Source organism: Kosakonia sp. YIM B13571 (assembly GCF_042788095.1).
Classification (GTDB): Bacteria; Pseudomonadota; Gammaproteobacteria; order Enterobacterales; family Enterobacteriaceae; genus Kosakonia; species Kosakonia quasisacchari.
In genome coordinates this window covers 174,529-201,168 of record NZ_JBHZPL010000004.1, presented here as the reverse complement: position 1 = coordinate 201,168, position 26,640 = coordinate 174,529, and the positions used below count along the sequence as shown (strand labels likewise).

General features: G+C 54.2%; 22 protein-coding genes. 10 read left to right on the top strand and 12 right to left on the bottom strand.

What is annotated here, in order from left to right:
* Window positions 1–114: 114 nt before the first annotated feature.
* Window positions 115–1,401, top strand: a complete 1,287-nt coding sequence (locus ACFX4O_RS12480) for a dicarboxylate/amino acid:cation symporter (RefSeq protein WP_131411322.1) — start codon at window positions 115–117, stop codon at window positions 1,399–1,401.
* A 216-nt stretch (window positions 1,402–1,617) separates the two neighbouring features.
* Window positions 1,618–3,117 carry an insulinase family protein gene (locus ACFX4O_RS12475; RefSeq protein ID WP_380209623.1) on the top strand — a complete coding sequence of 500 codons (1,500 nt, stop codon included), beginning with the start codon at window positions 1,618–1,620 and terminating at the stop codon, window positions 3,115–3,117.
* A gap of 51 nt (window positions 3,118–3,168) precedes the next feature.
* Here ACFX4O_RS12475 and ACFX4O_RS12470 read toward each other — a convergent pair whose 3' ends face one another.
* On the bottom strand, window positions 3,169–4,098 hold the full coding sequence (locus tag ACFX4O_RS12470) for a sugar kinase (protein ID WP_380209625.1): 930 nt from the start codon (window positions 4,096–4,098) through the stop codon (window positions 3,169–3,171).
* Window positions 4,099–4,329: 231 nt separating this feature from the next.
* Between ACFX4O_RS12470 and pdeH the strand changes: the two genes are divergently transcribed.
* Both pdeH and ACFX4O_RS12460 read left to right on the top strand, forming a co-directional pair.
* Window positions 4,330–5,100 (top strand): cyclic-guanylate-specific phosphodiesterase, encoded by a 771-nt coding sequence (pdeH, locus tag ACFX4O_RS12465; protein ID WP_380209627.1) that lies wholly within the window; start codon window positions 4,330–4,332, stop codon window positions 5,098–5,100.
* A gap of 67 nt (window positions 5,101–5,167) precedes the next feature.
* Complete coding sequence (locus ACFX4O_RS12460; protein ID WP_380209629.1) at window positions 5,168–7,222, top strand: AsmA family protein; 2,055 nt, start codon at window positions 5,168–5,170, stop codon at window positions 7,220–7,222.
* Between the two features lie 50 nt (window positions 7,223–7,272).
* Here ACFX4O_RS12460 and ACFX4O_RS12455 read toward each other — a convergent pair whose 3' ends face one another.
* The 3 genes from ACFX4O_RS12455 to ACFX4O_RS12445 all read right to left on the bottom strand — a co-directional run bounded on the left by ACFX4O_RS12455 (window position 7,273) and on the right by ACFX4O_RS12445 (window position 10,845).
* Window positions 7,273–8,589 (bottom strand): MFS transporter, encoded by a 1,317-nt coding sequence (locus tag ACFX4O_RS12455; protein ID WP_131411312.1) that lies wholly within the window; start codon window positions 8,587–8,589, stop codon window positions 7,273–7,275.
* Between the two features lie 272 nt (window positions 8,590–8,861).
* Entirely contained in the window at window positions 8,862–9,893 is a 1,032-nt protein-coding gene (gene yhjD / locus ACFX4O_RS12450) for an inner membrane protein YhjD (RefSeq protein WP_380209631.1), read from the bottom strand.
* A 49-nt stretch (window positions 9,894–9,942) separates the two neighbouring features.
* Complete coding sequence (locus ACFX4O_RS12445) at window positions 9,943–10,845, bottom strand: LysR family transcriptional regulator (RefSeq protein WP_380209838.1); 903 nt, start codon at window positions 10,843–10,845, stop codon at window positions 9,943–9,945.
* 119 nt (window positions 10,846–10,964) lie between these two features.
* Between ACFX4O_RS12445 and ACFX4O_RS12440 the strand changes: the two genes are divergently transcribed.
* Window positions 10,965–11,723, top strand: a complete 759-nt coding sequence (locus tag ACFX4O_RS12440; RefSeq protein ID WP_380209633.1) for an SDR family NAD(P)-dependent oxidoreductase — start codon at window positions 10,965–10,967, stop codon at window positions 11,721–11,723.
* Window positions 11,724–11,766: 43 nt separating this feature from the next.
* Here the strand turns inward: ACFX4O_RS12440 and ACFX4O_RS12435 are convergent, their stop codons facing one another.
* The gene (locus ACFX4O_RS12435; protein WP_131411306.1) at window positions 11,767–12,165 is read right to left on the bottom strand and encodes a YdeI family stress tolerance OB fold protein; all 399 of its coding nucleotides are present in this window, start codon (window positions 12,163–12,165) and stop codon (window positions 11,767–11,769) included.
* Window positions 12,166–12,233: 68 nt separating this feature from the next.
* Entirely contained in the window at window positions 12,234–12,770 is a 537-nt protein-coding gene (locus ACFX4O_RS12430) for a GNAT family N-acetyltransferase (RefSeq protein ID WP_380209636.1), read from the bottom strand.
* A 156-nt stretch (window positions 12,771–12,926) separates the two neighbouring features.
* Between ACFX4O_RS12430 and ACFX4O_RS12425 the strand changes: the two genes are divergently transcribed.
* Window positions 12,927–14,516 carry an STY4199 family HEPN domain-containing protein gene (locus ACFX4O_RS12425; protein WP_131411302.1) on the top strand — a complete coding sequence of 530 codons (1,590 nt, stop codon included), beginning with the start codon at window positions 12,927–12,929 and terminating at the stop codon, window positions 14,514–14,516.
* 114 nt (window positions 14,517–14,630) lie between these two features.
* Here the strand turns inward: ACFX4O_RS12425 and ACFX4O_RS12420 are convergent, their stop codons facing one another.
* Window positions 14,631–16,280: an alpha,alpha-trehalase gene (locus tag ACFX4O_RS12420; protein WP_380209641.1), complete on the bottom strand. Its 1,650-nt coding sequence runs from the start codon at window positions 16,278–16,280 to the stop codon at window positions 14,631–14,633.
* A gap of 307 nt (window positions 16,281–16,587) precedes the next feature.
* Here ACFX4O_RS12420 and ACFX4O_RS12415 point away from each other — a divergent pair, with 307 nt between their 5' ends.
* Window positions 16,588–16,995, top strand: coding sequence for a GNAT family N-acetyltransferase (locus ACFX4O_RS12415; protein ID WP_380209643.1), 408 nt, complete (start codon window positions 16,588–16,590; stop codon window positions 16,993–16,995).
* Window positions 16,996–17,025: 30 nt separating this feature from the next.
* Here the strand turns inward: ACFX4O_RS12415 and aguA are convergent, their stop codons facing one another.
* Window positions 17,026–18,108, bottom strand: coding sequence for an agmatine deiminase (gene aguA / locus ACFX4O_RS12410; protein ID WP_380209645.1), 1,083 nt, complete (start codon window positions 18,106–18,108; stop codon window positions 17,026–17,028).
* A 3-nt stretch (window positions 18,109–18,111) separates the two neighbouring features.
* A complete protein-coding gene (gene aguB / locus ACFX4O_RS12405) occupies window positions 18,112–18,996 on the bottom strand; it encodes an N-carbamoylputrescine amidase (protein ID WP_380209647.1) in 885 nt (294 codons plus the stop codon).
* A 133-nt stretch (window positions 18,997–19,129) separates the two neighbouring features.
* Between aguB and ACFX4O_RS12400 the strand changes: the two genes are divergently transcribed.
* Window positions 19,130–20,023: a LysR family transcriptional regulator gene (locus ACFX4O_RS12400; RefSeq protein ID WP_131411292.1), complete on the top strand. Its 894-nt coding sequence runs from the start codon at window positions 19,130–19,132 to the stop codon at window positions 20,021–20,023.
* The gene (locus ACFX4O_RS12395; RefSeq protein ID WP_380209649.1) at window positions 20,024–20,632 is read left to right on the top strand and encodes a histidine phosphatase family protein; all 609 of its coding nucleotides are present in this window, start codon (window positions 20,024–20,026) and stop codon (window positions 20,630–20,632) included. It begins immediately after the preceding gene.
* A gap of 16 nt (window positions 20,633–20,648) precedes the next feature.
* On the opposite strand, the gene ACFX4O_RS12390 is transcribed toward ACFX4O_RS12395, so the two are convergent.
* From ACFX4O_RS12390 to ACFX4O_RS12380, 3 genes are all read right to left on the bottom strand, one after another.
* Window positions 20,649–21,029 (bottom strand): hypothetical protein, encoded by a 381-nt coding sequence (locus tag ACFX4O_RS12390; protein ID WP_131411287.1) that lies wholly within the window; start codon window positions 21,027–21,029, stop codon window positions 20,649–20,651.
* Window positions 21,030–21,162: 133 nt separating this feature from the next.
* Window positions 21,163–22,515 (bottom strand): glutathione-disulfide reductase, encoded by a 1,353-nt coding sequence (gorA, locus tag ACFX4O_RS12385; protein WP_131411285.1) that lies wholly within the window; start codon window positions 22,513–22,515, stop codon window positions 21,163–21,165.
* A gap of 82 nt (window positions 22,516–22,597) precedes the next feature.
* Window positions 22,598–23,440: a 23S rRNA (adenine(2030)-N(6))-methyltransferase RlmJ gene (locus tag ACFX4O_RS12380; RefSeq protein WP_380209651.1), complete on the bottom strand. Its 843-nt coding sequence runs from the start codon at window positions 23,438–23,440 to the stop codon at window positions 22,598–22,600.
* 182 nt (window positions 23,441–23,622) lie between these two features.
* Between ACFX4O_RS12380 and ACFX4O_RS12375 the strand changes: the two genes are divergently transcribed.
* On the top strand, window positions 23,623–26,484 hold the full coding sequence (locus tag ACFX4O_RS12375) for an RHS repeat protein (protein ID WP_380209653.1): 2,862 nt from the start codon (window positions 23,623–23,625) through the stop codon (window positions 26,482–26,484).
* Window positions 26,485–26,640: the final 156 nt, after the last annotated feature.

Genomic DNA, 26,640 nt, shown 5'->3' with positions numbered 1-26,640 from the left:
GTTGTTTCAGATTTGATGTAAGTTTATTTCTGTCGTGTTTGACGGGTGTTATTTTTAAACCGCAGGCTAACTGAAAACCCTACAAAGCCTGAGGTTTAATATCAAGGACACCCTATGAAAACCTCCCTGTTTAAAAGTCTCTACTTTCAGGTTCTGACCGCGATTGCCATTGGTATTCTGCTTGGTCATTACTACCCTGAACTCGGGGCGCAGATGAAACCGCTTGGTGATGGCTTCGTGAAGCTCATCAAGATGATCATTGCCCCGGTGATTTTCTGTACCGTTGTCACTGGTATCGCCGGCATGGAAAGCATGAAGGCGGTAGGTCGTACTGGTGCGGTTGCACTGCTCTACTTTGAAGTTGTCAGTACGCTGGCGCTCATTATCGGGCTGGTGATCGTTAACGTGGTGCAACCGGGTGCCGGAATGAACGTTGACCCTGCAACGCTTGATGCAAAAGCCGTGGCGGTTTATGCCGAACAGGCGCAACAGCAGGGGATTGTTGCCTTCTTGCTTGATGTCATACCGGCAAGCGTGATTGGCGCTTTCGCCAGCGGCAATATTCTGCAAGTGCTGCTGTTCGCGGTGCTGTTTGGCTTCGCGCTGCATCGCTTAGGCCATAAAGGCCAACTGATTTTTAACGTTATCGAAAGTTTTTCGCAGGTGATCTTCGGCATCATCAATATGATCATGCGCCTGGCGCCGATTGGCGCATTCGGGGCGATGGCGTTTACCATCGGCAAATACGGTGTCGGTACGCTGGTGCAACTCGGCCAGTTGATTATCTGTTTCTATGCCACCTGTATTCTGTTTGTGGTGGTCGTGCTGGGCACGATTGCCCGTGTGACGGGCTTCAGCATCTTCAAATTTATCCGCTATATCCGTGAAGAGCTGCTGATTGTTCTGGGCACCTCTTCGTCAGAATCGGCGCTGCCGCGCATGCTGGAGAAGATGGAACGGTTGGGCTGCCGTAAATCGGTGGTCGGGCTGGTTATCCCAACCGGTTACTCCTTCAACCTGGATGGCACCTCCATTTATCTGACGATGGCGGCGGTATTTATCGCCCAGGCCACCAACAGCCAAATGGATATTTTCCATCAGATAACGCTGCTGGTGGTGCTGCTGCTGTCATCAAAAGGCGCCGCCGGGGTGACGGGCAGCGGGTTTATTGTGCTGGCAGCAACGCTTTCTGCCGTCGGGCATTTGCCGGTGGCCGGGCTGGCGCTGATTCTGGGTATTGACCGTTTTATGTCCGAAGCCCGTGCGCTGACCAACCTGGTGGGCAACGGCGTCGCCACCATCGTGGTAGCGAAGTGGGTGAAAGAGCTGGATCAAAAACAGCTGGTCGACACGCTGGATAACCGTTCCAGCGCGGCGAAAACCCCCGGAATTTCTTCATAATTTCGTGACTTATGACCGCAGTCCCTTGTCGGGCTGCGGGTACCTGCGCATAATTACCTCCTGGATCCGTCACAATTTACGATGAAATTTCGTGATAATTCACTTCGCGATGTGACGTTTTGCATTTCCCGTGGTCTAAAAGCGAAGTGTTTTAGTACGCTTTTAGCCCCTTTGGCGGGCATACTTTTTAACCAGGAATGTTGATTAGGGGTTCACATGCAGGGCACAAAAATTCGACTGTTAACGGGCGGTTTGCTGATGCTGGCAGCTGTCGGTTATGTGCAGGCAGATGCGCTCCAGCCTGACCCGGCCTGGCAACAAGGGACGCTGGCAAATGGTTTTCAGTGGCAGGTTCTGGCCACGCCGCAGCGCCCCAGCGATCGCATTGAGATTCGCCTGTCTATTAATACCGGTTCGCTCACCGAAGGCGCGCAACAGAGCGGTTTCAGCCACTTTATTCCCCGCGTTGCGTTGACCCACAGTGGTCGGCTTGAACCTTCCCAGGTGCGCTCGCTGTGGCAGCAAGGTATTGACCCGAAGCGCCCGCTGCCGCCAGCGCTGGTCTCCTACGAATACACGCAATATAACCTGAGCCTACCGAACAACCGCAGCGACCTGCTGAAAGAGGCGATGGTTTACCTGGCGGATGCCGCCGGAAATCTCACTATCACGCCGGATACGGTTAATCACGCTCTCGCCAGCAACGACATGGTGGCGACCTGGCCTGGTGATACCAAAGACAGTTGGTGGCGTTACCGCCTGAAAGGTTCGCCGCTGTTGGGGCACGATCCCGCAGGAACGCTGAAAGAGCCGGTCGATGCGGCGCAACTGAAAGGTTTCTACGAAAAATGGTACACGCCAGACGCCATGACGCTGATTGTGGTCGGGAACGTGGATAGCCGCGCCATCGCCGAGCAGATTAGTAAAACCTTCGGCGAGCTGAAAGGCAAACGCCAGACGCCTACGCCCGTCGCGACGCTGTCGCCGCTGCCGCGCCAGCCAGTGAGCTTGATGACCGAGGGCATCCCCCAGGATCGTTTGTCGATCATGTGGGACTCCGCCTGGCAACCGATTCGCGAATCTGCCGCGCTTGAGCGTTACTGGCGTGCGGATTTGGCGCGCGAAGCCCTGTTCTGGCATATCCAGCAGAACCTGAGCAAAAACAACGCCAAAGAAATTGGTCTCGGTTTTGACTGCCGGGTGCTGTTCCAGCGGGCGCAATGCGCGATTAACGTTGATTCGCCCAATGACAAACTCAGTACCAATGTCGGCGTGATTGCGCGTGAGCTGGCGAAAGTGCGTGAAAAAGGGCTACCGGAAGAGGAATTTAAAGCCCTTATCGCGCAGAAAAACCTTGAGCTGCAAAAGCTGTTCGCCACCTATGCGCGCGCCAGTACCGATATCCTGATCAGTCAACGGATGCGTTCTCTGCAAAACCAGGTGGTGGATATTGCGCCGGAGCAGTATCAAAAACTGCGCCAAAACTTTCTGAACAACCTGACGCCACAGATGCTGAACCAGGATCTGCATCAGCAACTTACACAGGATATGTCGCTGGTGTTGCTGCAGCCGAAAGGCGAGCCGGAGTTCAACATGAAGGATTTGCAGGCAACGTGGGATGAAGTGATGGCACCTCCAGCGGATAGCGCTACAGCGCCTGCTGCCAACAGTGACGAGAGCCATTCTGACGTCTCGGATATTCCACCGCAGCAGTAAAGCAGTAATGCTCAAGCACCCCTCTCTGGTAAAGGAGAGGGGTGAACACCGTTATTGCGGCATTGCATTGCGCGGAATAATCGCGCCGCGATACTGAATGACCGTGCTGGCGGTTAAATGCCCACGTTTTGCCGCTTCTGTCGCGTCGCCACCGGTCAGGCGTACAGACAGGTAACCCGCGCTGAAGGAATCCCCGGCCGCTGTGGTATCAATCACTTTCTCTTTCGGCAGTTTCACCGCCGGAACTTCCACCAGTGCTTCATCGGCAATCGCCACCAGGCAGGAGTCTGCGCCGCGCTTGATAACCACTTCTTTTACGCCCGCGCGCTGCGTGCGTTCGATAACCTCTTCCACCGGTTTCTCGCCCCACAGCAGGTCTTCGTCATCCAGCGTCAGGAACGCGATATCCGTGCAAGCCAGCATTTGCTGATAAACCAGACGCGTCTCTTCTTTGCTCGCCCACAGGCGCGGACGGTAGTTGTTATCAAAAATCACTTTGCCACCATTCGCACGGCATGCCTGCAACAGTGACAACAGTTTGTTGCGGCTTGTCGGGCTAAGAATGGCAAGGCTGATGCCGCTCAGGTAGAGGTAATCGAAGGTCGCAAGCTGTTCGCAGATAGCCGCAGACTGCTCGCTCTCCAGCCAGAATTTGGCTGCCGCTTCGTTACGCCAGTAGTAGAAAGTACGCTCGCCGGTGCTGTCGGTCTCGATGTAATAGAGGCCAGGCAGGCGGTTTTCCATACGCTGCGTCAGGCTGGTATCGACGTCCTCGTTTTGCCATGCATCCAGCATCTGCTGGCTGAAATTGTCGGTGCCAAGCGCGGTAACATAGTGCACGGAAAGCGCCGCAGGATTGACTTGGCGGGCGATATAAACAGACGTGTTAAGCGTATCGCCACCAAAGCCACGGTTCACTTCCGCGCCTTTTTGCGACAGTTCAATCATGCATTCGCCAATGACGGCAATTTTCCTGGACATAGTCATCAACCTGGATCAGATAAATTAACGGTAGTGTGCGTTGTGGGTGATTCGTGGTCAACTATATTAAAACAACGTTCCAGTATTTTTTTGAGCTAAAGCCTGTTCCTTGCAGATTTCTCCTCGGGGTTTTTAAATTTGCCCTTAGACGGAGCGTAAAGTTATCGACACGAGCGCCGATAACTCATTGACGAATTCCTCCCGGTCATCGCCTTCGACAGGACAGCAGAAATGAAGTTAAAGCAGGTCATCCAGCAGCTCAACATTCCTGAAGCAAGCATTGAAAGCTTGCAGGAGCGTCGTTATTGGCTGCAATGCGAACGTGCTTATACTTATCAGCCCATCTATAAAACCAATGGTCGTCTGATGGCCGTTGAAGTATTGACCGTTGTTACCCATCCGTCACAGCCGGAAACGCGTATTGCGCCGGATCGCTACTTTTCCGAAGTGGCGGTGCGCCATCGTGTTGACGTGGTGCATGAACAAGTGGCGCTGCTGGCGGAACAAAAAGAGTTCTTTCTCAGCAATGAGGTGCTGGCCTCGGTGAATGTCGACGGCCCAACGCTGCTGGCAATGCGCCAGGATACCGAGCTGATGGCGCTGGTCAATTCGCTGCCGTGGATCCGCTTTGAACTGGTGGAACATATCCGTTTACCGCAGGACTCGACTTTCGCCTCGATCAGCGAAATTGGCCCGCTGTGGTTGGACGACTTCGGCACCGGTATGGCGAATTTCTCTGCGTTAAGCGAAGTGCGTTACGACTACATCAAAGTGGCGCGCGATCTGTTTATCATGCTGCGCAAAACGCCGGAAGGGCAAAATCTGTTCACCATGCTGTTGCAGTTGATGAACCGCTATTGCCAGGGCGTGATTGTCGAAGGCGTGGAAACACTGGAAGAGTGGCGCGATGTTCAGGATTCACCGGCTTATGCGGCACAAGGCTATTTTCTCTCCCGTCCGGTTCCTTTAGCCAAACTTGAACACGTGATACTCGAACTGTAACCGCTGCCCTTTCCGCGAGCCTCTACTATCTTTATGACAGGTAAGGTTTTAAAGGAAAGGCAGAACGATGACAAAAACGAGTAAAGCGATTATTGCCGTCTTCGCGACGTTGCTGTTGTTGATTGTGGTCGCCATTATCATCATCGCCACATTCGACTGGAACCGCCTCAAACCCACTATTAACGAAAAAGTGTCCACCGAGCTTAACCGCCCGTTCGCCATTCGCGGCGATTTGGGCGTGGTGTGGGAGCGGCAAAAAGAGGAAACCGGCTGGCGCAGCTGGGTTCCGTGGCCGCATGTTCACGCCGACGATATTATCCTTGGCAACCCGCCGGGTATCGACGAAGTGACGATGGTGCATTTACCCCGCGTTGAAGCCACTCTCGCGCCACTGGCGCTGCTCACCAAAACCGTTTACCTGCCGTGGATCAAACTGCAACAACCCGATGCGCGGTTGATTCGCCGCTCGGAAAAGCTCAATAACTGGACGTTCACGCTTGCCAGCGACGCCAACAAAGACGCCAATGCGCAGCCTTCCAGTTGGTCATTCCGGCTGGACAATATTCTCTTCGATCGCGGACGCATCGCCATTGACGATGCGCTCAACCGCGCGGATATCGAGATTCTGGTAAATCCCTTAGGCAAGCCGCTGCCGTTTAGCGAAGTGACCGGCAAAAGCGATAGCAAAGTCAAAGCCGGGGATTACATTTTTGGTTTGACGGCGAAAGGGCATTACAACGACCAGCCACTCTCCGGTAATGGCAAAATCGGCGGCATGCTGGCGCTGCGCAGCGAAGGGATGCCTTTCCCGGTGCAGGCCGATTTCCGTTCCGGCAATACGCGCGTGGCGTTTGTCGGCACCCTCAACGACCCGATGAACATGGGCGGTGCCGACCTGAAATTAAAATTTGGTGGCGATTCGCTCGGGCAACTGTATGACTTAACGGGCGTGCTGTTGCCGGACACACCACCGTTTGAAACCGATGGCCATCTCATTGCGAAGCTCAATAATGAAAAGGGGTCGGTGTTTGATTACCGTGATTTTAACGGCCATATCGGCGAGAGCGATATTCACGGCACGCTGCGCTATACCACCGGTAAACCGCGTCCAAAACTGGAAGGCGATGTTGAATCGCGCCAATTGCGGTTGGCGGATTTGGGGCCGCTGATTGGTGTCGATTCCGGCAAAGGCGCTGAGCAGTCAAAACGCACCGAGCAGCAAAAGGGCGAGAAAGCGGGGCAACCGGCGGGTAAAGTGCTGCCCTATGACCGTTTTGAAACCGATAAATGGGACGTAATGGATGCCGATGTGCGCTTTAAAGGTCGCCGGATTGAGCACGGCTCAACGCTACCCATTAGCGACTTGTCGACCCACATTCTGCTGAAAAATGCCGACCTGCGCCTGCAACCGCTGAAATTTGGCCTTGCTGGCGGCACCATCTCATCGAATATCCACCTCGAAGGGGATAAAAAACCGATGCAAGGGCGGGCGGAGATTCAGGCGCGGCGGCTGAAGCTCAAAGCGCTGATGCCGGATGTTGAACTGATGCAGAAAACCCTCGGTGAAATGAACGGCGACGCAGAGCTTCGCGGCGTGGGCAACTCTGTGGCGGCGCTGCTGGGCACCAGCAATGGCAACCTGAAACTGTTGATGAACGATGGGCTGGTCAGCCGTAACTTGATGGAGATTCTCGGCCTTAATGTCGGCAACTATATTGTCGGTCAGCTATTTGGCGATGATGAAGTGCGGGTGAATTGCGCTGCCGCGAACCTCGATTTAGTCAACGGTGTCGCGCGTCCGCAAATCTTCGCCTTTGATACGGAAAACGCGCTGATTAACATTACCGGCACCGCCAGTATGGCTTCGGAACAGCTCGATTTAACCATTGATCCTGAAAGCAAAGGCGTTCGTATTGTCACGCTGCGTTCACCGCTTTACGTGCGTGGCAGTTTTAAAAATCCGCAGGCGGGCGTTAAACCCGGGCCGTTGATTGCGCGCGGTGCAGTGGCGGCAGCGCTGGCAACATTAGTCACTCCGGCTGCGGCATTGCTGGCGTTGATCTCGCCGTCGGAAGGCGAGCAGAATCAGTGCCAGGCCATTTTGTCACAGATGAAACACTAAGCAGCACGACGGGAAGTTGCCCTCTCTTCAGCGAAGAGAGGGCAAAAAGGTTACAGCGACTGGTGTTTGGTTTCGTGGGTCAACAGCAGCGCGATAAGTGTTAATGTCGCCATCGCGGCCAGGTAAATCCCCACGTACAGCAGACCATAATTCGCCTGCAGCCAGGTGGCGATATAAGGTGCTACCGATGCACCGAGGATCGACGACACGTTATAAGAGAACGACGCGCCGGTATAACGCACTTCCGTCGGGAACAGCTCCGGCAGCAGCGCACCCATCGGGCCGAAAGTCAGCCCCATCAGGCTCAGGCCAATCAGCAGGTAGGTCATTACCATCACCGGGCTACCGGAACCGAGCAGCGGCGGGAAGACAAACAGTGCGAACAGAATAATCAGCGACGTGATAACAATCATGCTTTTACGGCGACCAAACGCGTCTGCCAGCAGGCCAGCGACTGGCACCATCACACCAAAACCGATCACCGCCATCATTAACATCCACAGCACTTCGTTACGCGGCAGACCCAGACCCTGCGGCGAGGTGCTGAAGGTCATTGAATAGACCGTCATGATGTAGAACAACGTGTAGGTCGCCAGCATGATAAACGTGCCCAGCACGGTGACGCGCATATGTTTGGTCAGCAACGTGCCGAGCGGCACTTTCACCTGTTTTTTCGCGGCGGCGACTTTGGCGAACACCGGTGTTTCATGCAGTGAAACGCGAACATACAGACCAATCAGCACCAGCACGGCAGAGAAGATAAACGGGACACGCCAGCCCCACGCCATAAACTGTTCATCGGTCAGTAACCAGGAGAGCAGCAGGAAGGTGCCGTTAGCAAAGAAAAAGCCAATCGGCGCGCCAAGTTGCGGGAAAGAGCCGTACAGCGCGCGTTTGCGCGGCGGGGCGTTTTCCGTGGCCAGCAGCGCTGCGCCGCCCCATTCGCCACCCAGCCCCAAACCCTGGCCGAAACGCGCCAGCGCCAGCAGTAACGGTGCCATTACACCAATGGTTTCGTAGCCTGGCAGCAGGCCGATCAGCACGGTTGAGATCCCCATTGTCAACAGCGACGCCACTAGCGTCACTTTACGACCAACGCGGTCGCCGAAGTGACCAAACACAGCGGAACCAATCGGACGCGCAATAAAAGCAATGGCGAAGGTCGCCAGTGACTGTAGCGTGGCGGCCGTCGGGTCGCCCTGCGGGAAGAAGATATGCGGGAACACAATCACGGCGGCGGTGGCGTAAATATAGAAGTCGAAGAACTCGATGGCGGTGCCAATCAGAGACGCAACGACGACTTTATTGCGTGAATTTACCGGCGGATTTTCCTGCTCGTTGTCGAAAGTTGTAGCTGTAGCTTGCATAGAATTTTCTTATTTTTGCGCGAACGAACGACCATATTAGCCACAGCAAAAGCGACATTTCAATCTGTAACAAAGTCAGGCCCAGCGCGAAAAACAGGCAAAAAGCGGATAATTTTCAGACTTACGATTTACCTTCTATGAAATGCTTCACATATTTTTAAAATTAGAGAATAAAACTGGTTTTTGGTTAAATAAAAGTTACGGACTGGATTTTCATGCTGAAATCGCCAGGCTGGCTGAAATATTCCATTTCCTTCAGCCCGATAGCAGCGTTAATGGTGAGTTTTATCCGGCATGCGCGGGTCACCTTTGTACTGCGCGGTAGCGATCCACGCGGCGCAGAACAGGGTCAGGCGAGCAAAGAAGTAGAAGAATGCCATCAGACCCAGCACCGAGCCAAACGCTGCGCCGGAGGGCGATTTCACCAGTGAGGGCAGCGTCCAGGTCATGATAATTTTGATCACTTCAAAACCAATCGCGGCGATAAATGTTCCACGGATCAGCGCCTTTTTACGCGGGCGGTGGCGTGGCAAACGCCAAAAGATCCAAAAGAAAAGCAGATAGTTAGCGAAAATCGAAATGGCCAGGCCAATCAGCCGCCAGGCCGGTTTCAGCCATTCAATGTAATCCAGGTGCAACGCGTTGATGATCAACTGCTGCGCCGAACCCGCCACTGACGTTATCGAAAGCGTCACGATCAGCGCCATCAGCAGCCCAATCAGTGAAATGAAATCGCGGAAATATTTTACCCAGATTTTCTCTTCATCCTGCGCGTTACGCTCCCAGACATCACGCGACTGGGCGCGGATCGCCTCACGCAGGTTGCCGGTCCAGTTCACACCGGAATAGAGGGCGATAGCCAGCCCGACAATCCCCACTGTTGTGCGCTGCTGCACGGCAATATTGAGGGTGTTTTGTAATGTTGAGGCCATCGTCGGGTCGCTCACACTCATCAGGATTTTATTGAAGATGTCCTGCAATAACGTGGGATGTGAGGCGAGCACGAAACCGGCAGCGGCGAAGCAGACCATCATAATTGGGATCATCGACAGGAACGAGAAGTAGGTGATTGCCGCACCAAACTGGTTACCCATGCGGTCGTTAAAACGTTCAGTCGCGCGGATCAGGTGCGCAATGACAGGCCAGCTCTGGATTTTTTGCACCATGTCGGTGAGTGATGCCAGCGTTGTACTGGCGGCTGTGGCGGCAGAATGTTTCTTTTCGGTGGGCTGCTCAGCCATCTTCCTGACGGGTTCGTAGTCGAGGTCTTGCGTCGGGCGTTTTTCATGATTTTCCGGCGTCATCAGGTCTGTTTTCCTTCTCCTGAATGTGTGGTAAGTGAAATTATAGCTGCTAGTGGTCGACGTAATCCTTCAGCACGGTCGCCAGCCACTCCATAAACAGATGCACGCGGCGCGACAAATTACGGCGGTGCGGGTAAATCAGCGAAACCGGCATCGGTTCCGCGCGGTATTGCGGCAGGATCTCCACCAGCTTACCGGCACGAAGCGCTTCGCGTACGCCAACGCGCGGTACCTGAATAATCCCTAATCCGGCAAGGCAAGCGGCTTGATAGGTTTCGGTACTGTTCACCGTCAGGATCCCGCCGGTTTTCACCCAGTGTGTCTGCTTATCCTGGAAGACTTCAAAGCCCGGCGGGCGCGTACCAAGATTTACGGCGTAATGCACCAGCGCGTGGGAGGATAAATCGTCGAGCGTTTCGGGGTAGCCAAAACGCGCCAGATAATCGGGGCTGGCGCAGTTAATGACCGACAGCCGACCAAGCTGGCGGGCAATCAGGCCAGAGTCTTTGAGGGTGCCGACGCGCACTACGCAGTCGAACCCTTCGCGAATAATATCCACCAGCCTGTCGCTGCTGCTCAGCTCCAGTTCAATGCCGGGATACTGTTGCAGGAAAGCGGGTAGGCGTGGGATCACCAGATTTTTCGCCACACCGACCGGCATATCGATGCGTAAACGACCGCTGATACTCGACGGATCATGCAGGAACATTCCGTCGAGCTCATCCATATTCGCCAGCAGATCTTTCGCCCGCTCGTAGTAAACCATGCCGTCCTGCGTGAGCTGAACGCGGCGCGTGGTGCGGTGCAACAACTGGGTGCCGAGGTGCGTCTCCAGCGCCTGAATCTGGCGCGATACGCTACCCTTAGGAAGCCCCATCGAATCGGCGGCGCGGGAAAAACTCTCCAGTTCCGCTACGCGGATAAACAGTTGCATTGCGTAAATTTTATCCATCATCACGCTCGATTGTTGCCTGTAATGAAACAGTGAAGCGTAATTTAGCACCTTTATTGTTTATTCGTCAGCTAATAAGCTTTTTTCACATTCTCACATCAGCGAAAACGAGGTTTCTTATGACACAACATATTGCTTTAGTGACGGGTGGCAGCCGTGGTTTGGGTAAAAACGCGGCGCTGAAGCTGGCGGCGAAAGGAACGGGGATTATCCTGACCTATAACAGTAACGCCGAGGAAGCGCAGAACGTGGTGCGCGAAATTGAGAAAAAAGGCGTGAAAGCGGTGGCATTGCAGCTTAACGTCGGCGATATCACGCATTTTGATGCTTTCACTCGTGAAGTCCATGAACAACTGAAATCTGTCTGGCAGCGTGAGACGTTTGATTATTTATTGAACAATGCGGGTATCGGCATCAATGCTTCTTTCGCTGAAACCCGCGTCGAGCAATTTGATCAACTGGTGAACATCCATTTCAAAGGGCCGTTCTTCCTGACGCAAAGCCTGTTGCCGCTGCTGAAAAATGGCGGGCGCATTCTTAACGTTTCTAGCGGGCTGGCGCGTTTTTGCCAGCCGGGCTATGCCGCGTATGCGTCGATGAAGGGGGCGATGGAAGTGCTGACGCGTTACCAGGCGAAAGAGCTTGGTGCACGGGGCATTTCGGTGAATATCATTGCGCCGGGGGCGATAGAAACGGATTTTGGCGGCGGCGTAGTGCGTGATAATGAGCAGGTTAATCAACATATTGCAGCGCAAACTGCGTTGGGTCGCGTAGGGTTACCGGATGATATCGGCGATGCAATTGCCGCGCTGCTGAGCGACGATCTGGCGTGGATGAATGCGCAACGCGTGGAAGTATCGGGCGGGATGTTTCTGTAAAACCGGTCACGCCCGGCAGATTTTCGCTACCGGGCGTGCAGTTTTACTGCTTCTGAAAATGTGTTACCCGGACACGCGCCGGTTGTTGTTTTTTATCCAGCGAGCCGCTGATGCCGACCAGTTCATCCGGAGACACGGATTTACCATCAAACATCGCCATTGGGATATATACCTGAAGCTGGTCAGTTTTGTCGCGGAACAGGTAGATATCGCCGCTCTCCCTCTCAACCAGGTTACCGCGCAGCGAGACGGACGCGCCATCATGCAGGGCTTTCGCCTGTTTGACGGTCATGGTGCGCGCATCTTCCATACCGCGATAGCCGTCATCCATTTTATGCGGCGGCGGCGGCGCTTTGTCCGCTTTCAGACCCGGCGCATCTTCTGCAAATGCCGTCATGGAGAACAGCGCCACCAGACTGGCGGCGAGCACAATTTTCTTCATAACCTCTCCTGAATATTGCCAGAACACGTTCTTAAGCCTGGCAGAGCATAGCGAAGCATGCTGACGAATTATCGTTTTTCGTCATATTCGTGGCGCAGTAAGCCAAACAGCCAGTCGTTATGCCAGCTTCCTGCTAGCCAGTACGCCTCACGCAGTTCGCCTTCGAGAATAAAACCTGTTTTTTCCAGTAAGTGCCGGGAGGCGTGATTACCTGCCGTCACGGTGGCGGTAAGTTTGCGAATCCCCCCTTCGTTAAAGGCGAAGTCGCACAGCGCTTTTAACGATTCCTGGCCATAGCCTTTGCCCTGAGCTGCTGCGGCGAACAGGAAGCCGACCTCGGCGCAATCATCCTCCCGGTGAATATAACCGGTTACGCCAAGCGGTTCGTTTGTCGCGATGTCGCGTACCAGCAGGCAGAGCCAGTGCCGGCTGCCGGGGGACCAGGGAGTAAGCCGGGCATCGAATGCTTCGCGGATCTCTTGCTCACTGCGGCCATCGGCAACATAACGCATCACATCGGGGTTTTGTTGCAGCGCGAGAAAGAATGGCCATGCTTCTTTTGTTATTGGCGAGCAGGTCAATCTTGGGGTAAAAAGTATTAACACAGTGAATATCTCCTGCTGTTTTTTTTCGGCTTGAAAGCACTGTCACTGATAATAATCGTCAACTGAGCTATCTTTTACCTATTCATAAATAAAGAAAAAATTAAGCGCTCAGGTTGGCCAGTTAATTGTTTCTTCAGTTGTACTTAAAGGAAAATAATGACTCTTTCTGCCCCATTAAATACGGGTGAACAGTTTGAAAAATGCATTGCCATTATTCGCGAGGCGTCTGTTGAAATCTTACTGCTACTGAATGTGCATTTCGATGAAGGTAAAGACCCGCGCTGGTTTTTGGAACAACTGGATGTTGCGCGCCTGAGTTTGGGTGGCTGGGGCGCGGTGGCTAAACGACTTAAACTCAACGATGCGGAATTAACACAGTTCACTTTACAACTTCGTCATTTACAGCAGCTCGTTCCGCGGTATGAGAACGGGCAAAATGTGACAGAAAATCAGCTTATTGCGGCACTGCGATTTATCAGCGCGCTGGAAAACCTGCGTAATAAGCAGAAGTTGCTGAGCTACAACACCGCCTTGCCATCGGATGAGGCGCAGCAGCGACAAGGGTTACAGCAATTACGCGCCATGGAAGCGATGATTAAATCGCTGGTGATGCAGGTGTGGCCGGATAGCGAGAAGCTGCGTAATCACCTGAAAACACAATTTGGTGCCGATCGTGTGCGGCGCTGGCTGCGGCTTGGCGATCACAACGATGTGCTGAGCGGCATGCGGTTTAGCGAGTTGGCACTATTACTGGTCGATAAGAAAGAGTTTAGTCAGCACTATTCCCGGTTGTTCAATGACGCCTCGGAACTGAACCTGTTGCTGGATACGCGCAAAACGCTGCATGCCTTCCTTGATGATATACGGCAGATGCGATCGAATGTCGTGTCGGGGCAGTCGCTAACGTCCAACCAACTGATTTTACTGAACAGCTATTACCCGCAAATTAGCAGCCCGGTTCAGCGTGCGTTTGATGAGGGGCGAACCAAAACGAATCCTGCGGAGTTGCTGAGTGAGGCCAGCGGAGATTTAGACGCATTCTGGGAGCAGACGCGGAAAAAAGATCGCGCTGCCGGAGGTGATGCGATGCCGATGCGTGACAGTATTGATAAGCCTGCAAAACGGTCAGTGCGTAGCCGCGAAGAGCGCGACCAGATGCTCTCTGGGGTGCTATGGAGCGCTGTCGGCGTGATGGTGTTGCTCATGGCGATTGGCGCATTCTGGATATTTTCCAGCGACATTTCTGTGCCGGTGACACGTGAAGCGCACATTACCGTGCCGATTGCCGAGGATCGCGACCGAACCTCGCCGAAAGAGGAGCTTAGTCGCATGGGGCTGTCTCGTGATGAAAACAACTTCCGTTCGGCTATCGATCGCAATGACACGCGCGTAGTGTCGCTGTTTTTACGTACCGGGATGAACTGGAAGCTGTCATGGACAGAAAATGCCATGGTGGCAGATTACAACGACGTGCTGGATCTGCTGCTGCGTTACCGTCTGCAAATGGATGAAAATCGCCCCTGCCGCCGCTTTATTACTACGCTGACGCATGAAATGGCGACCAATAACAAGAAGCTGACCTCTATTAACCGGGATTATTTACGCGCTTTTTGTACCCGTCCACCGGTTGTGGAACGCCAGCGTTATGAGATGGAACAGGCGCAGTTGCGTTATGAAGCCGATCCTTCGGATGAAAACCGAAAATGGTCGGATATTCAGACCTCTATTTATGATGTGATCGATTAATTTTTCAGGTACATGCGTTCCCGTTGCGAACAGTAAATTGGCACATCCTGGCGCTTACAAGCGTAAGTGACCGGGATGTGCCAATGCGCTAATCTACAGGGCCAAAATGCCAGCTTACGGTTCGCCGTACAAACCGATAAGGCGGCGCACCACACCGTTCGTCCAGCCAAAACCATCCTGTAATGGATACTCACCCCCGCCACCTTCGCGCGGCGTACTGCTGGCAATGTGATATTTCTCAATCAGTTTGTGGTGCTGTTGATAATAGTGATTCACTGTTTGCAACCAGCTATGGGCGATTTCGTTGCCCAGCGAGTCGTTACCGTACATTTTGAAGCCCTGAATCGCCATCCACTGCAGCGGTGCCCAGCCGTTGGGCTTATCCCACTGTTCGCTGGTTTCGTATTCTGTTGCTAGAATACCGCCTGGGGTAAGCAGGCGCGCTTTCACCGCCTCTGCCAGCCGGTCTGCCTGCTCATGGGTCGCCATACCGACATACAGCGGCACAATACTGGCCGCGGAGAATAGCGCCATCTCTTCACGACGCCAGTCATAGTCGCGGTAGCAGCCATTTTCGTCGTCCCACAGATAACGGTTCACCGCCGCGCGGCGATCGCTCGCTTTTTGGCGGAACAGCGCTTCCCGTTCTCTGTCGCCTTTCAGTCCGGAAATATTGGCGATAGCGCTTTCCAGTTTGAACAGAAACGCGTTCAAATCAATCGGGATAAACTGCGTGGTGCGAATGCTCGCCAGCCGTTGCGCATCGCGCAACCAGCGTGATGAATAGTCCCAACCGGAAGCCGCGCCTGCGCGCAAATCGCGATAGACTTCACTTGCTGGTCGCCCGGAATGACGCGCGGTTTCAACGTCCTCAAGCCAGGACTCGTCGCGCGGCGTGTCGCGATCGTCCCAGTAGCGGTTGAGCAGCGAACCGTCTGGCATACGCACCGCGTGGCGATACGCCTGGTTCAGCGCCAGCGATTCCGCGCCATCCATCCAGAATGCGTATTCCATTAACAGGTGATCAAGGTAGCGCCGCGCACCGCGAACGCCATCCTCTTCAAACAACTCGACCATCAGCGCAAAAACCGGTGGCTGCGAGCGGCTCAGATAATAAGTGCGGTTTCCGTTCGGAATATGGCCGTAACGCTCAATCATCCACGCGAAGTTATCCGCCATACAGCGCAGCAAGTCGTCGCGACCGCTCTCCGCCAGGCCCAGCATGGTGAAATAGGAGTCCCAGTAGTAGGTCTCGCGGAATCGCCCGCCGGGCACAATGTAAGCCTGCGGCAGCGCCAGCAGGGAAGACCATGGAATGTGATCCTGCGGCTCGCGGGTGAGTATCGGCCACAACTGGTCGATATGCTCTTTTAACGAGTTCTCCGGGTTGGAGACGTACGCTTTGGAATAGTCCTCCGGCATCCAGAAATGCGCTTTCACGAATTGGCGCAGATCGAACTCCGGTTTACGTTTGATTTTGCGATAGCGAATCAGAATATCGAGCGGATCCATTTTTGGCGCGCAGTCGGGAAAGGTTTTGCTGTCGGCAAAAATGCGCGACGACTGCACGTGTTCAAACAGTTCAAGGTAACGATCGGCCGGGGTTAGCGCGTCGGACGCGGGTAACCCTTCGATCATTTCTGGCTCCGGCTCCGCCTCGATCATTTCATCCAGTTTTAACTCGCACGGATCGGTTTCGTAGACGATCTCTTCCTCATTCACGAACTCGACGGATTCTGCGCTTTGTAGTTTCTGGTTGAACATAAGGACTCTGGCCTCCGGATGTCGTCGTAAAAAATTACGGGTGTTGCCCGGCTATCTATTAAGCGTAGACATTCGCTTCGATCCGTGAAGGACGAAGTGTGCGGTCGATCACGTTTTAGCGCGGTATAAAATTAACGCAAAACCCCACAACTTACTGATTAATAGTGTATAAAACGTACAGAAGCAAAATCAACGCAGCGGCCAATTTAGGAGCATTCGTTTTGCAACGATTTGTGAATAATCGCCTGTCGAACCTCATTATGGGTTGTCGCGGGTAACTCTCCCCGAAATGACTGAGGAAAATCCTTTGCAACTCGTCTCTATTACGTTAGAGCAATGTCTCAATATCCGCCATACGGTACTGTGGCCGCATCTTGCCCGCGATGCTTCGCGCGTAGAAGGCGATGACGAAGCCCGCCATTTTGGCGTGCTTGAAAACGGGGGAATTGTCAGTTGCTTGTCGGTTTTTATGCATGATGAAAGGCGGTGCCAAATCCGTAAATTCGCCACCTTGCAAACGTATCAGCAGCAAGGTTATGGCGGTTTTCTGTTGCAGAATGTGCTGGAAAAGTTAGTACAGGCGGGCGTGGAGTTTGTGCAACTGGATGCCAGAATTTCGGCGGCGGTATTTTACGCGCGCTTTGGTTTCATGGCGCAAGGCGAACCGTTTTATAAAAAAGAAGTGCAGTACATTCGCATGTCACGCGCGTTGTAAAACCCGGCGGCAAACACCGCCGGGTGCTGATTAACGCGGGATTTGCTGCGTAATACAGTGGATATTGCCACCGCCGAGCAAAATCTCACGCGCCGGAACGCCAGTGATGACGAAATCCGGAAACATCTCTTCGAACAACGCCTGTGCCGCGCCGTCGGTCGCCGGATCCAGCAGCGGGTAAATAATCTGCTGATTACTGACCAGATAGTTAACGTAGGAACCGGCCAGGCGGTTGCCTTCATGGCGTTCAATCGCCGTGCCTTTTTCGACATCGCGGGTTTCTTCAGCGCTGGCGAACAGCGGCAGCGGAGACGGCACTTTCCACACTTTCAGCGTGCGCCCTTGCGCATCTTTGGTGTTTTCCAGCACCTCAAGTGCGGCAATGGAGCGCGCGTACTGCGGGTCGTTCTGGTCATTCGTCCAGTGCAACGCCACTTCGCCAGGACGAACGAAACAGCACATGTTATCGATATGACCGTCGGTTTCGTCATTGAACACGCCTTCCGGCAACCAGATTATCTGCGACACACCCAGGTAATCGCGCAGTTGCTGTTCGATCTGCGCTTTGCTCAGGTGCGGGTTGCGGTTCGGGTTCAGCAAACACTCCGCGGTGGTCAGCAACGTGCCTTCGCCATCAACGTGAATGGAGCCGCCTTCCAGCACCAGATCAGTGTTATAGCAAGGCAGATGGTGGTAATTCGCGACCTGCCCGGCGACCAATTGATCGCGATCCCAGCTTGCATACAAACCGCCATTCAGCCCGCCCCAGGCGTTAAACGTCCAGCTAATCCCACGCTTTTCACCGGCGTTATTGACCACCACGGTCGGGCCCGTGTCGCGCATCCAGGCATCGTCGCTTTCCATTTCTACCAGCGTCACTTCCGCTGGCATGGTGGCGCGCGCTTTGGCCATTTCGGTGGCAGGCACGCCCATAATCACCGGCGTGTTGCGCGAAATCGCTTTGGCGACAGCGGAAAACGCCTGCTGCGCCGGCGCAGCGTCGGCACGCCAGTTATCGGTGCGGTAGGGCCAAATCATCCAAACCGCCTGATGCGGCGCCCATTCCGCCGGCATGGCAAAACCATCTTTCACGGGCGTGGTCAGCTGTACCATTGCTTAGCTCCTTACGCTGCCATCGGAGGTGGCAATCGCGCTGTACATATTCGGACGGCGATCGCGGAACAGCCCCCACGCGGCACGCTGTTCGGCAATGGCGTCCAAATCGAAGGTGTGCACCAGCACCGCTTCGTCGGTTTTGTTTGCCTGCGCGACCAGCTCACCGGTCTGATCGGCGATGAAGGAGGAGCCGTAGAAGGTCATTTCCAGGCCTTCGATGTATTTGCTGGCTTCGGTGCCAATACGGTTAGATGCAATCACCGGAATGACGTTCGCGGCGGCGTGGCCCTGCTGCACGCGTGTCCAGTGCGGCTGGCTGTCGATATCCGGGTAAGCCGGTTCAGAGCCAATCGCGGTTGGGTAGAAGATCACTTCTGCGCCTTGTAATGCCAGGCAGCGTGCGGTTTCCGGGAACCACTGATCCCAACAGATGCCGACACCGATTTTTGCATAGCGGGTGTTCCATACTTTGAAACCGGTGTCGCCAGGGATAAAGAACTGTTTCTCCTGGTAAGCCGGGCCGTTCGGAATATGGGTTTTACGGTACGTGTCCAGCACGCTGCCGTCGGCATCGATCATCACCAGCGAGTTGTAATAGGCGTTATTGCACTTTTCAAACAAGCTCAGCGGCAGCACCACTTCCAGCTCTTTAGCCAACGCAGAGAAGTGTTTGATCAATGGGCTATTCGCCACTTCCTGCGCCAACGCGTAGTGTTCCGGGCTTTGATCGATGCAGAAGTAAGGGGCGGCGAACAGCTCCTGAATCAGGATCACCTGTGCGCCTTTGCTGTGCGCTTCACGTACCAGACGTTCAGCGTTTTGAATGTTCTTATCCAGATCCCAGCTACACGCCATTTGCGTTGCGGCGACGGTTACATTTCTCATAAAAAACTCTCCCGTTGTTCTTGATTCAGGCAGTGCAAATTGTCAGCACTTATTTTGCTGCAAACTATAGCAACGAAATACGTTATGCATAAAATGTATTGTTATCATGAAAACATGAACGGGATGCATAGTAGTGATCGATCTGAATTTGCTGCGGCTGGTGCCAATACTGGCGAAAGAGAAGAGCGTGACTCGTGCGGCGCTCAAAGCCAATCTGTCGCAATCTGCCTTTAGCCATGCCCTGAATCGCCTGCGCGAGCAGCTCAACGATGAGATGTTTATCCGCACGCGCAACGGTATGGAACCCACGCCCTACGCCGCCATGATGATCCCGGTGATCGAAAGTGCGCTCAGCAAGTTGGATACCGCTACACGCGGGCCCAGCCACTTCGACCCGCTGCGCGACGCACACACTTTTTACATCGGCGCGGTGGACTACTTCGAGTTCATGTTTATGCCGGTACTCACTGCGCGGTTTAAAACCATTGCGCCGAATGTCCGGCTCTCGGTGGATATTCTTTCGGAAACCATCAAGGTTGAGCGAGTAGAGCAGGGGCAACTGGATGCGTTTATTGGCGTCGATAACGTGCAGCATATCCCGCATTATTTTAATAAACACAAACTTATATCTGACCACTTTGTCGCTATCGCCTCTGTGGAGCGCACCGACTTGCCAGAACAGCTCACGCTTAAGCACCTGGTAAGTGAGGCGCAAATCCATTTACCGGCGGTCAGTTCTGGCGCGGATCACATTGACGGCTGGCTACTCGAACAGCACCTTTATCGCCCTCTGGCGACGGTGGTACAAAGTTACGCCGTTGGCGGGCGCGTGGCGGTGGCGACCGGCTACTTGATGTGCGTGCCGTTTCGCATCGCCAGGGAGTTGGCGACGATGTTGCCGCTGCGCATTATGCAACTGCCGGAAGGCGCGCCATCGTATGATTTGCTGCTGCTTACTCATCGATTATTCGACTACCAACCTGCGGTGCAGTGGCTGGTTAACGAACTGAAGGCGGCGAGGATTTAGATGAAAGTGATTTTAATACGCCATCCGCAAACTGAGTGGAACCGGGCGGGCATAATCCAGGGGCGGCTCGATAGCCCACTAACGCCGCGCGGGCATGAGGAGAGCCATGCTTTGATTCGTGGGCTGCTGGCGGAGGGAATTCGCCCTGAAGTTATTTTCTCATCGCCGCTCGGCAGGGCGCAGCAGATGGCTTTGCTGATTGCGGAACAATATCAATGCGATATCCAGTTTGAAGAGGCCTTACAGGAGCAGCATTTCGGGGCGTTTGATGGCCGGTCTCTGCGCGATATCCGCCGGGAGTTTCCCCGTTTCGCGGATGATGAGGCTTTTCAACCGCCGCAGGGGGAATCACTGGCGCACGCCGCACAGCGGTTGCTCGACTTTTTACATCGCTTGCCTGATATCTGTCCACTTGCCACGGTAGCACTGGTTTCGCACGGGCAAATTATGCAGGGGGCGATAGCGCAATTGCTGGAAAATTCGCTAGAAAACGTGGCGCGTTACCATCATCCCAATGCCAGCTATTCGCTGCTGGAGATTAACCACGACGCCTGCCGGGTGATGCGCTGGGGCGTCGCCAGCCATTTGCTGGGATTAAAAAGCGGCTAACTTCCGCGCGTGATGTTCATTTCTTAAAAAAGCCGGTAATTTTTTGCATCAACGACGGTTTCGCCTCTGGTGTTGCCCACGACGGGTTTAATAAATCGCCCGGCAGCAGATAGAGGCGGTCATCATCGTCCCGCACTTGCGCCTTCAGGGTTGCGGCGATTTCCAGCATTTTGCAGTAGAGCGGTTCTGCAGGCGATTTGCTGTAGATTTCGCCATCACGCCACTCCAGCCAGCAGGTTTCTTGCCCTTTCCATAGCGCGTAAAATTCACCGTTGCGCCGATCAAAAGCGAGCTCTTCATCCTGATTCACCCGTTGAACCCACTCTTCGCTGCCGATCGGTTGCGTTTCGCTTTCTGACCAACTTTCCGCGCGGGTGATATGCATTTCCCAGCCCATTAATAGCTCCTTTTTGCTGCCGAATAATGTTGCGATTTTGTCAGAACATCGCGCCGGTAAGACGGTAAAAAAAAGAAGCCCGCAGGGGCTTCTCTTCGTGTTTAACGCACAGGAAATACGTGTAGCGCGCTGCTTAACGCATGGTGACGAACTCTTCCGCTGCGGTCGGGTGGATGGCTACCGTGTTATCGAAGTCTTTTTTGGTCGCGCCCATTTTCAGCGCCACCGCAAAGCCTTGCAGCATTTCGTCCATGCCGGAGCCGATACCGTGAATACCGACAATTTTCTCCTCCGGGCCAACGCATACTAGCTTCATACGACACGGCTGGCGGTGGGTGGTCACGGCGGTATACATCGCGGTGAAGGATGATTTGTAGATTTTCACCTGGTCATCGCCGTACTGCTCACGCGCCTGCGGTTCGGTGAGGCCAACGGTGCCAATCGGCGGATGGCTGAATACCACGGTCGGAATGTTGCTGTAGTCCAGATGCTCATCCGGCTTGTTGTTAAACAGGCGTTCGGAGAGACGGCGACCGGCGGCCACGGCGACTGGCGTCAGCTCTACCGCACCGGTGTTATCGCCCACCGCATAAATACCCGGCACGCTAGTGTTCTGGAACTTATCGACTTCAATATAACCTTTGTCGTCGGTTTTCACACCGGTGACCGCAAGATTGAAATTATCGGTTGCCGGTTCGCGACCAATCGCCCAAATCAGGCTGTCCACGGTTTGCGAACGGCCATCTTCCAGCGTTAACGTCAGGCTGCCGTCGGCGTTTTTCACCACTTCTTTTGGCACCGCGTGAGTGTGCAGCGTCGGGCCATCTGCCGCCATCACTTCAACCAGCGTTTCGGTGATTAACGGATCAAAGCTGCGTAGCGGCGCGTGTTTACGCACAAACAGGTGCGTTTCGGCGCCCAGGCCGTTAATCACACCCGCCAGTTCCACGGCGATGTAACCTGCGCCCACCACCGCCACGCGTTTTGGCAGCGCGGGCAGTGCGAAGAAACCGTCGGAATCAATGCCGTGCTCAACGCCTGGAATATTCGGGTGGCTTGGGCGGCCGCCGGTGGCGATCAGGATATGATCGGCAGTGATCGTTTCGCCGTTCACTTCCACGGTTTTGGCATCGACAAAGCGCGCGAAACCCCGGATCACATCGACATTGTTTTTACCCAGCACGTTATCGTACGAGGTATGAATGCGGTCGATATAGGCGCTACGGCTGGCGACCAGCTTGCTCCAGTCGAAGTGGTTTACGGTGGTGTCGAAGCCGTAATCCGGGCCGTACAAATGAATCGCTTCAGAAATCTGAGCCGCGTGCCACATCACTTTTTTCGGCACACAACCGACGTTCACGCAGGTGCCGCCAAGTTCTTTTGCTTCGATCAGCGCGCATTTTTGACCGTACATAGCCGCACGGTTAATCGATGCGATGCCGCCGCTGCCGCCGCCAATAGCGATGTAGTCGTAATGTTTGCTCATGGTTGTTTCCTTAATCCTGAACGAAGTCGAAAATATTCGCGATTGTAGCGCGCAGCCGAAAAGGTTCCACCAATGGCTGCGATTACTCCGGCACGATCTGGTGAATCAGCGTATGCCCGGTACCGGCTGGCACCAGTTTGCTGTGCAGCCACGGCAGCACGTTGTTCATTTGCGCTTCGAGTTTCCACGGAGGGTTAATCACAATCATGCCGGACGCAGTCATCCCGCGCTGGTCGCTGTCCGGGCGCACACCCAGCTCGATTTGCAGAATATTGCGAATACCGGTGGCTTCCAGATCGCGCAGCATGCGTTTGATCTGCTGGCGCAGCACCACCGGATACCACAGTGCGTAAACGCCGGTAGCGAAGCGTTTGTAACCTTCATGGATACCACTGACCACCGCCTGGTAATCGGTTTTAATTTCGTATGGCGGGTCGATAAGGATCAAACCCCGGCGGGAAACCGGCGGCAACTTGGCTTTTAACTGCTGATAACCGTCGCTGCGCGTGACGCGAGTGCGGTTATCTTTCTGGAACTCCTGGCGCAGCAGCGGATAGTCGCTCGGGTGCAGTTCAGTCAGTTGCAGGCTGTCCTGTTCACGCAGCAGTTCGCGGGCAATCAGCGGCGAACCTGGGTAATAACGTAACTGCCCGCTACGGTTGAAATGGCGCACCACGTTCATGTACGGCTCCAGCTCAGCCGGTAAATCCTCTTGCTGCCAGATACGGGCAATGCCTTCCAGATATTCGCCAGTGCGTTCTGCATGTTCACCGGAAAGCTGATAGCGCCCGGCACCTGCGTGGGTGTCGAGATAGAGAAACGGTTTCTCTTTTTCTTTCAGCGCTTCGATGATCAGGCTCTGAACGGTGTGTTTAAGGACGTCGGCATGGTTGCCTGCGTGGAAGCTGTGGCGATAACTGAGCATGGATACTGAGATTCCGGAAAATAAACGAGATTTCGCACAGTTTACCGCAGATTGATGCAGATTACTGTATATGCCCCTTACGAATGGATTAATGCAGCTTGATGCAGCATCCAATGTAACGAACCCTATTCACTATACTGAGTGAGGTTATATCGCGTAACGAAACGTAAAGAGAGGCTAGTATGACGCTATTTACCGCTACACCTACAGTCGCGGTGCTTGGTAATCGAGGACAGACGGTACGAAATATTGCTTATCACCGTCACCCGAATACACCGGATGTCACCGACGAACGCATCACTTTTCATCAGTATGACACGCGCGGTTTTTTCGCCCAAAGTCGTGACCCACGCCTGCATGAGACCGGCTTATCCAACGTTAACTATAGCCATGATCTAAACGGCACCGTGTTGCGAACGCAAAGCGCAGATGCGGGCACGACTATAGCCCTGAGCGATTCAGGTGCACGGCCTTTTTTGAATATTTTCAATGTAAATTCTGAAAATGATCGCAGCCAGGCCATCACACGTACTTATCAGTACGAGGAGAATTCTCTGCCGGGGCGGCCACTCGGCATCACTGAGCAGGGGAAAATCATCGAACGCTTTATCTGGGGGGATAATTCCGTCGGTGCGCATGGCTATAATCTCGCCGGTCAGCTGGTCAGCCATTACGACCCGGCAGGCCTGCTTTCGACGGACAGCGTTTCGCTGAGCGGCGTACCACTTTCTGTCACCCGCCAGTTGCTGCCGGATGATGCACAAGCGGACTGGCAGGGCGCGGATGCCTCAGCGTGGAATGACCTGCTGGCGGGCGAAACTTACACCACGCTTAGCACGGTAGACGCCGCCGGAAATGTGCTGACCACCACCGACACGAAAGGCAATATCCAGCGCGTGGCGTATGACGTGGCGGGCCTGCTGAAAGGGAGCTGGCTGACGGTCAGCGGCGGTTCAGAGCAGGTCATAGTCAAATCCCTGACGTATTCCGCCGCCGGGCAGAAACTGCGCGAGGAGCACGGTAACGGCGTGGTGACCACGTATTCATATGAAGCCGAAACCCAGCGGCTGGTGGGTATTAAAACCGAACGCGCGACAACGACAAAAGTGCTGCAGGATTTGCGCTACGAGTACGACCCGGTGGGCAACGTGCTGGTGATTACTAACGATGCCGAGGAGACGCGTTTCTGGCGCAATCAGCAAGTGGTTCCCGAAAACACCTATATCTACGACAGCCTCTACCAGCTGGTCAGCGCCACCGGGCGCGAAATGGCCAATGCGGTGCAGCAGGGCAGCAACCGGCCTGATTTCACCTCCTTCGATAACGCTACCTACACGAACTATTCCCGCACTTATACCTACGACAACGCCGGTAACCTGACGAAAATTCAGCACAGCGCCCCGGCCTCCGGCAATAACTACACCACCAGCATCACCGTCTCCGACCGCAGCAACCGCGCGGTGCTCAGTACGTTTACGGAAAACCCGGCCGATGTGGAGGCGCTGTTCACCGCTGGCGGCCAGCAGAAACAGCTTTTACCGGGTCAGAATCTGTTGTGGACGGCGCGCCAGGAACTGCAGAAAGTCACGCCCGTCACCCGCGACGACTCAGCAGACGACAATGAAAGTTACCGTTACGACGCCAGCAGCCAGCGCATCGTCAAAGTGACTTCGCAACTGACCGGCAACAACACACAGACAAAACGGGTGATTTACCTGCCGGGTCTGGAGCTGCGCAACAGCACAACCGAAGAATTACAGGTGATAACCGTCGGCGTTGCCGGACGCGCGCAGGTGCGGGTGCTGCACTGGGAAAGCGGTCAGCCTGCCGGAATTGCTAATGACCAGATTCGTTACAGCTACGACAACCTGACGGGCAGCAGCGCGCTGGAAGTGGACGACAGCGGCGAACTTATCAGCCAGGAAGAATATTACCCCTATGGCGGCACGGCACTGTTTGCCGCCCACAGCCAGCTGGAGGCGGATTACAAAACGATTCGCTACTCCGGCAAGGAGCAGGACGCGACGGGGCTCTATTACTACGGCTACCGCTATTATCAGCCGTGGGCGGGACGGTGGCTTTCCGCAGATCCTTCAGGGGCGGTCGATGGTTTGAATCTGTTCAGGATGGTTCACAACAACCCGATATCGCTCATCGATTCAGACGGCAGAATTAGCTTACCCGCAGAAATCCTTATTGTTGATGTGCTTAACCCGCTTTCAAAAGATCCGACCAATGCCTGGTTTGAGGAGTTGAAATGGAACCCAGAAACAAGCCGATTAGAAACGACGCCGGCAGTCTATACGCGAGGGGGGAAAATTCTGGAGGGTGAAACCTCTCAATGGGAAAGCGCTACCGACTCCCCCACCGCGTTCACTGTTTTTCAGGACCCATCGGGCGTTAATCGTCTTTTTGTGAGTACTTTCCAGCAACATATTGGCGTGAAACCCGGTATGGGTAACCCTTTGTATGCGGGGATATTGATGCCCAAAAGGGATCAACAAGGTAATTTGTTTTATCGAATAGATAATGAATCCGGACATTATCAACCTTCGGGAGATATCAACGCAGCCGAGCTATTCAGTACCATTGTGGGCGACGAAGGGTTAAGTCATTTCACGTTTGCCAAATCAACGAAATCGTCAGCACCCGCGAATACGCGGCTCGTACATTTAACCTCTCCAGAGGAATATGGCGAGGCAGCCAGCCGATTACGGCGGGAAGAGAACAAGCAGCAGAGCGTCATTGACTATCTTAACGAACACGGACTGTGGGAGCCGACAAAAAGCCAGCGAAGCCATATGCCGTGGGTCAATGAGTTAATGAGATGGGAAGCACAACAGAACCCGGCGCCAGCTGTAGCGCAGGCACCTGCAACGGTAGCCGCACCGGTGATAAACAGGAGAGCGACTGCACCAGAAACACCGCATGTTCTTGCTGGGGCGTCTCCTGGTAGATGGTCACGTTTTAGAGGGTGGGTTTCAGGAATATTCAACCGAGTAAGAAACGTCTTCCGCTCTCGAGCGTCTTCATTGGCTCATTAGTTCTACTGTCGGGATGGCTGCAAAAAAAAAGCAGCCATTCTTTTTTCGATAAAGCGCGACAAATATCCTCAGACACTTCTCCGATAAAATGGTGTGCTTCTGGCATGAGCAGCGTGTGTGCAAGCAGCAACGTCCGGGATTGAAATCTCCTACACT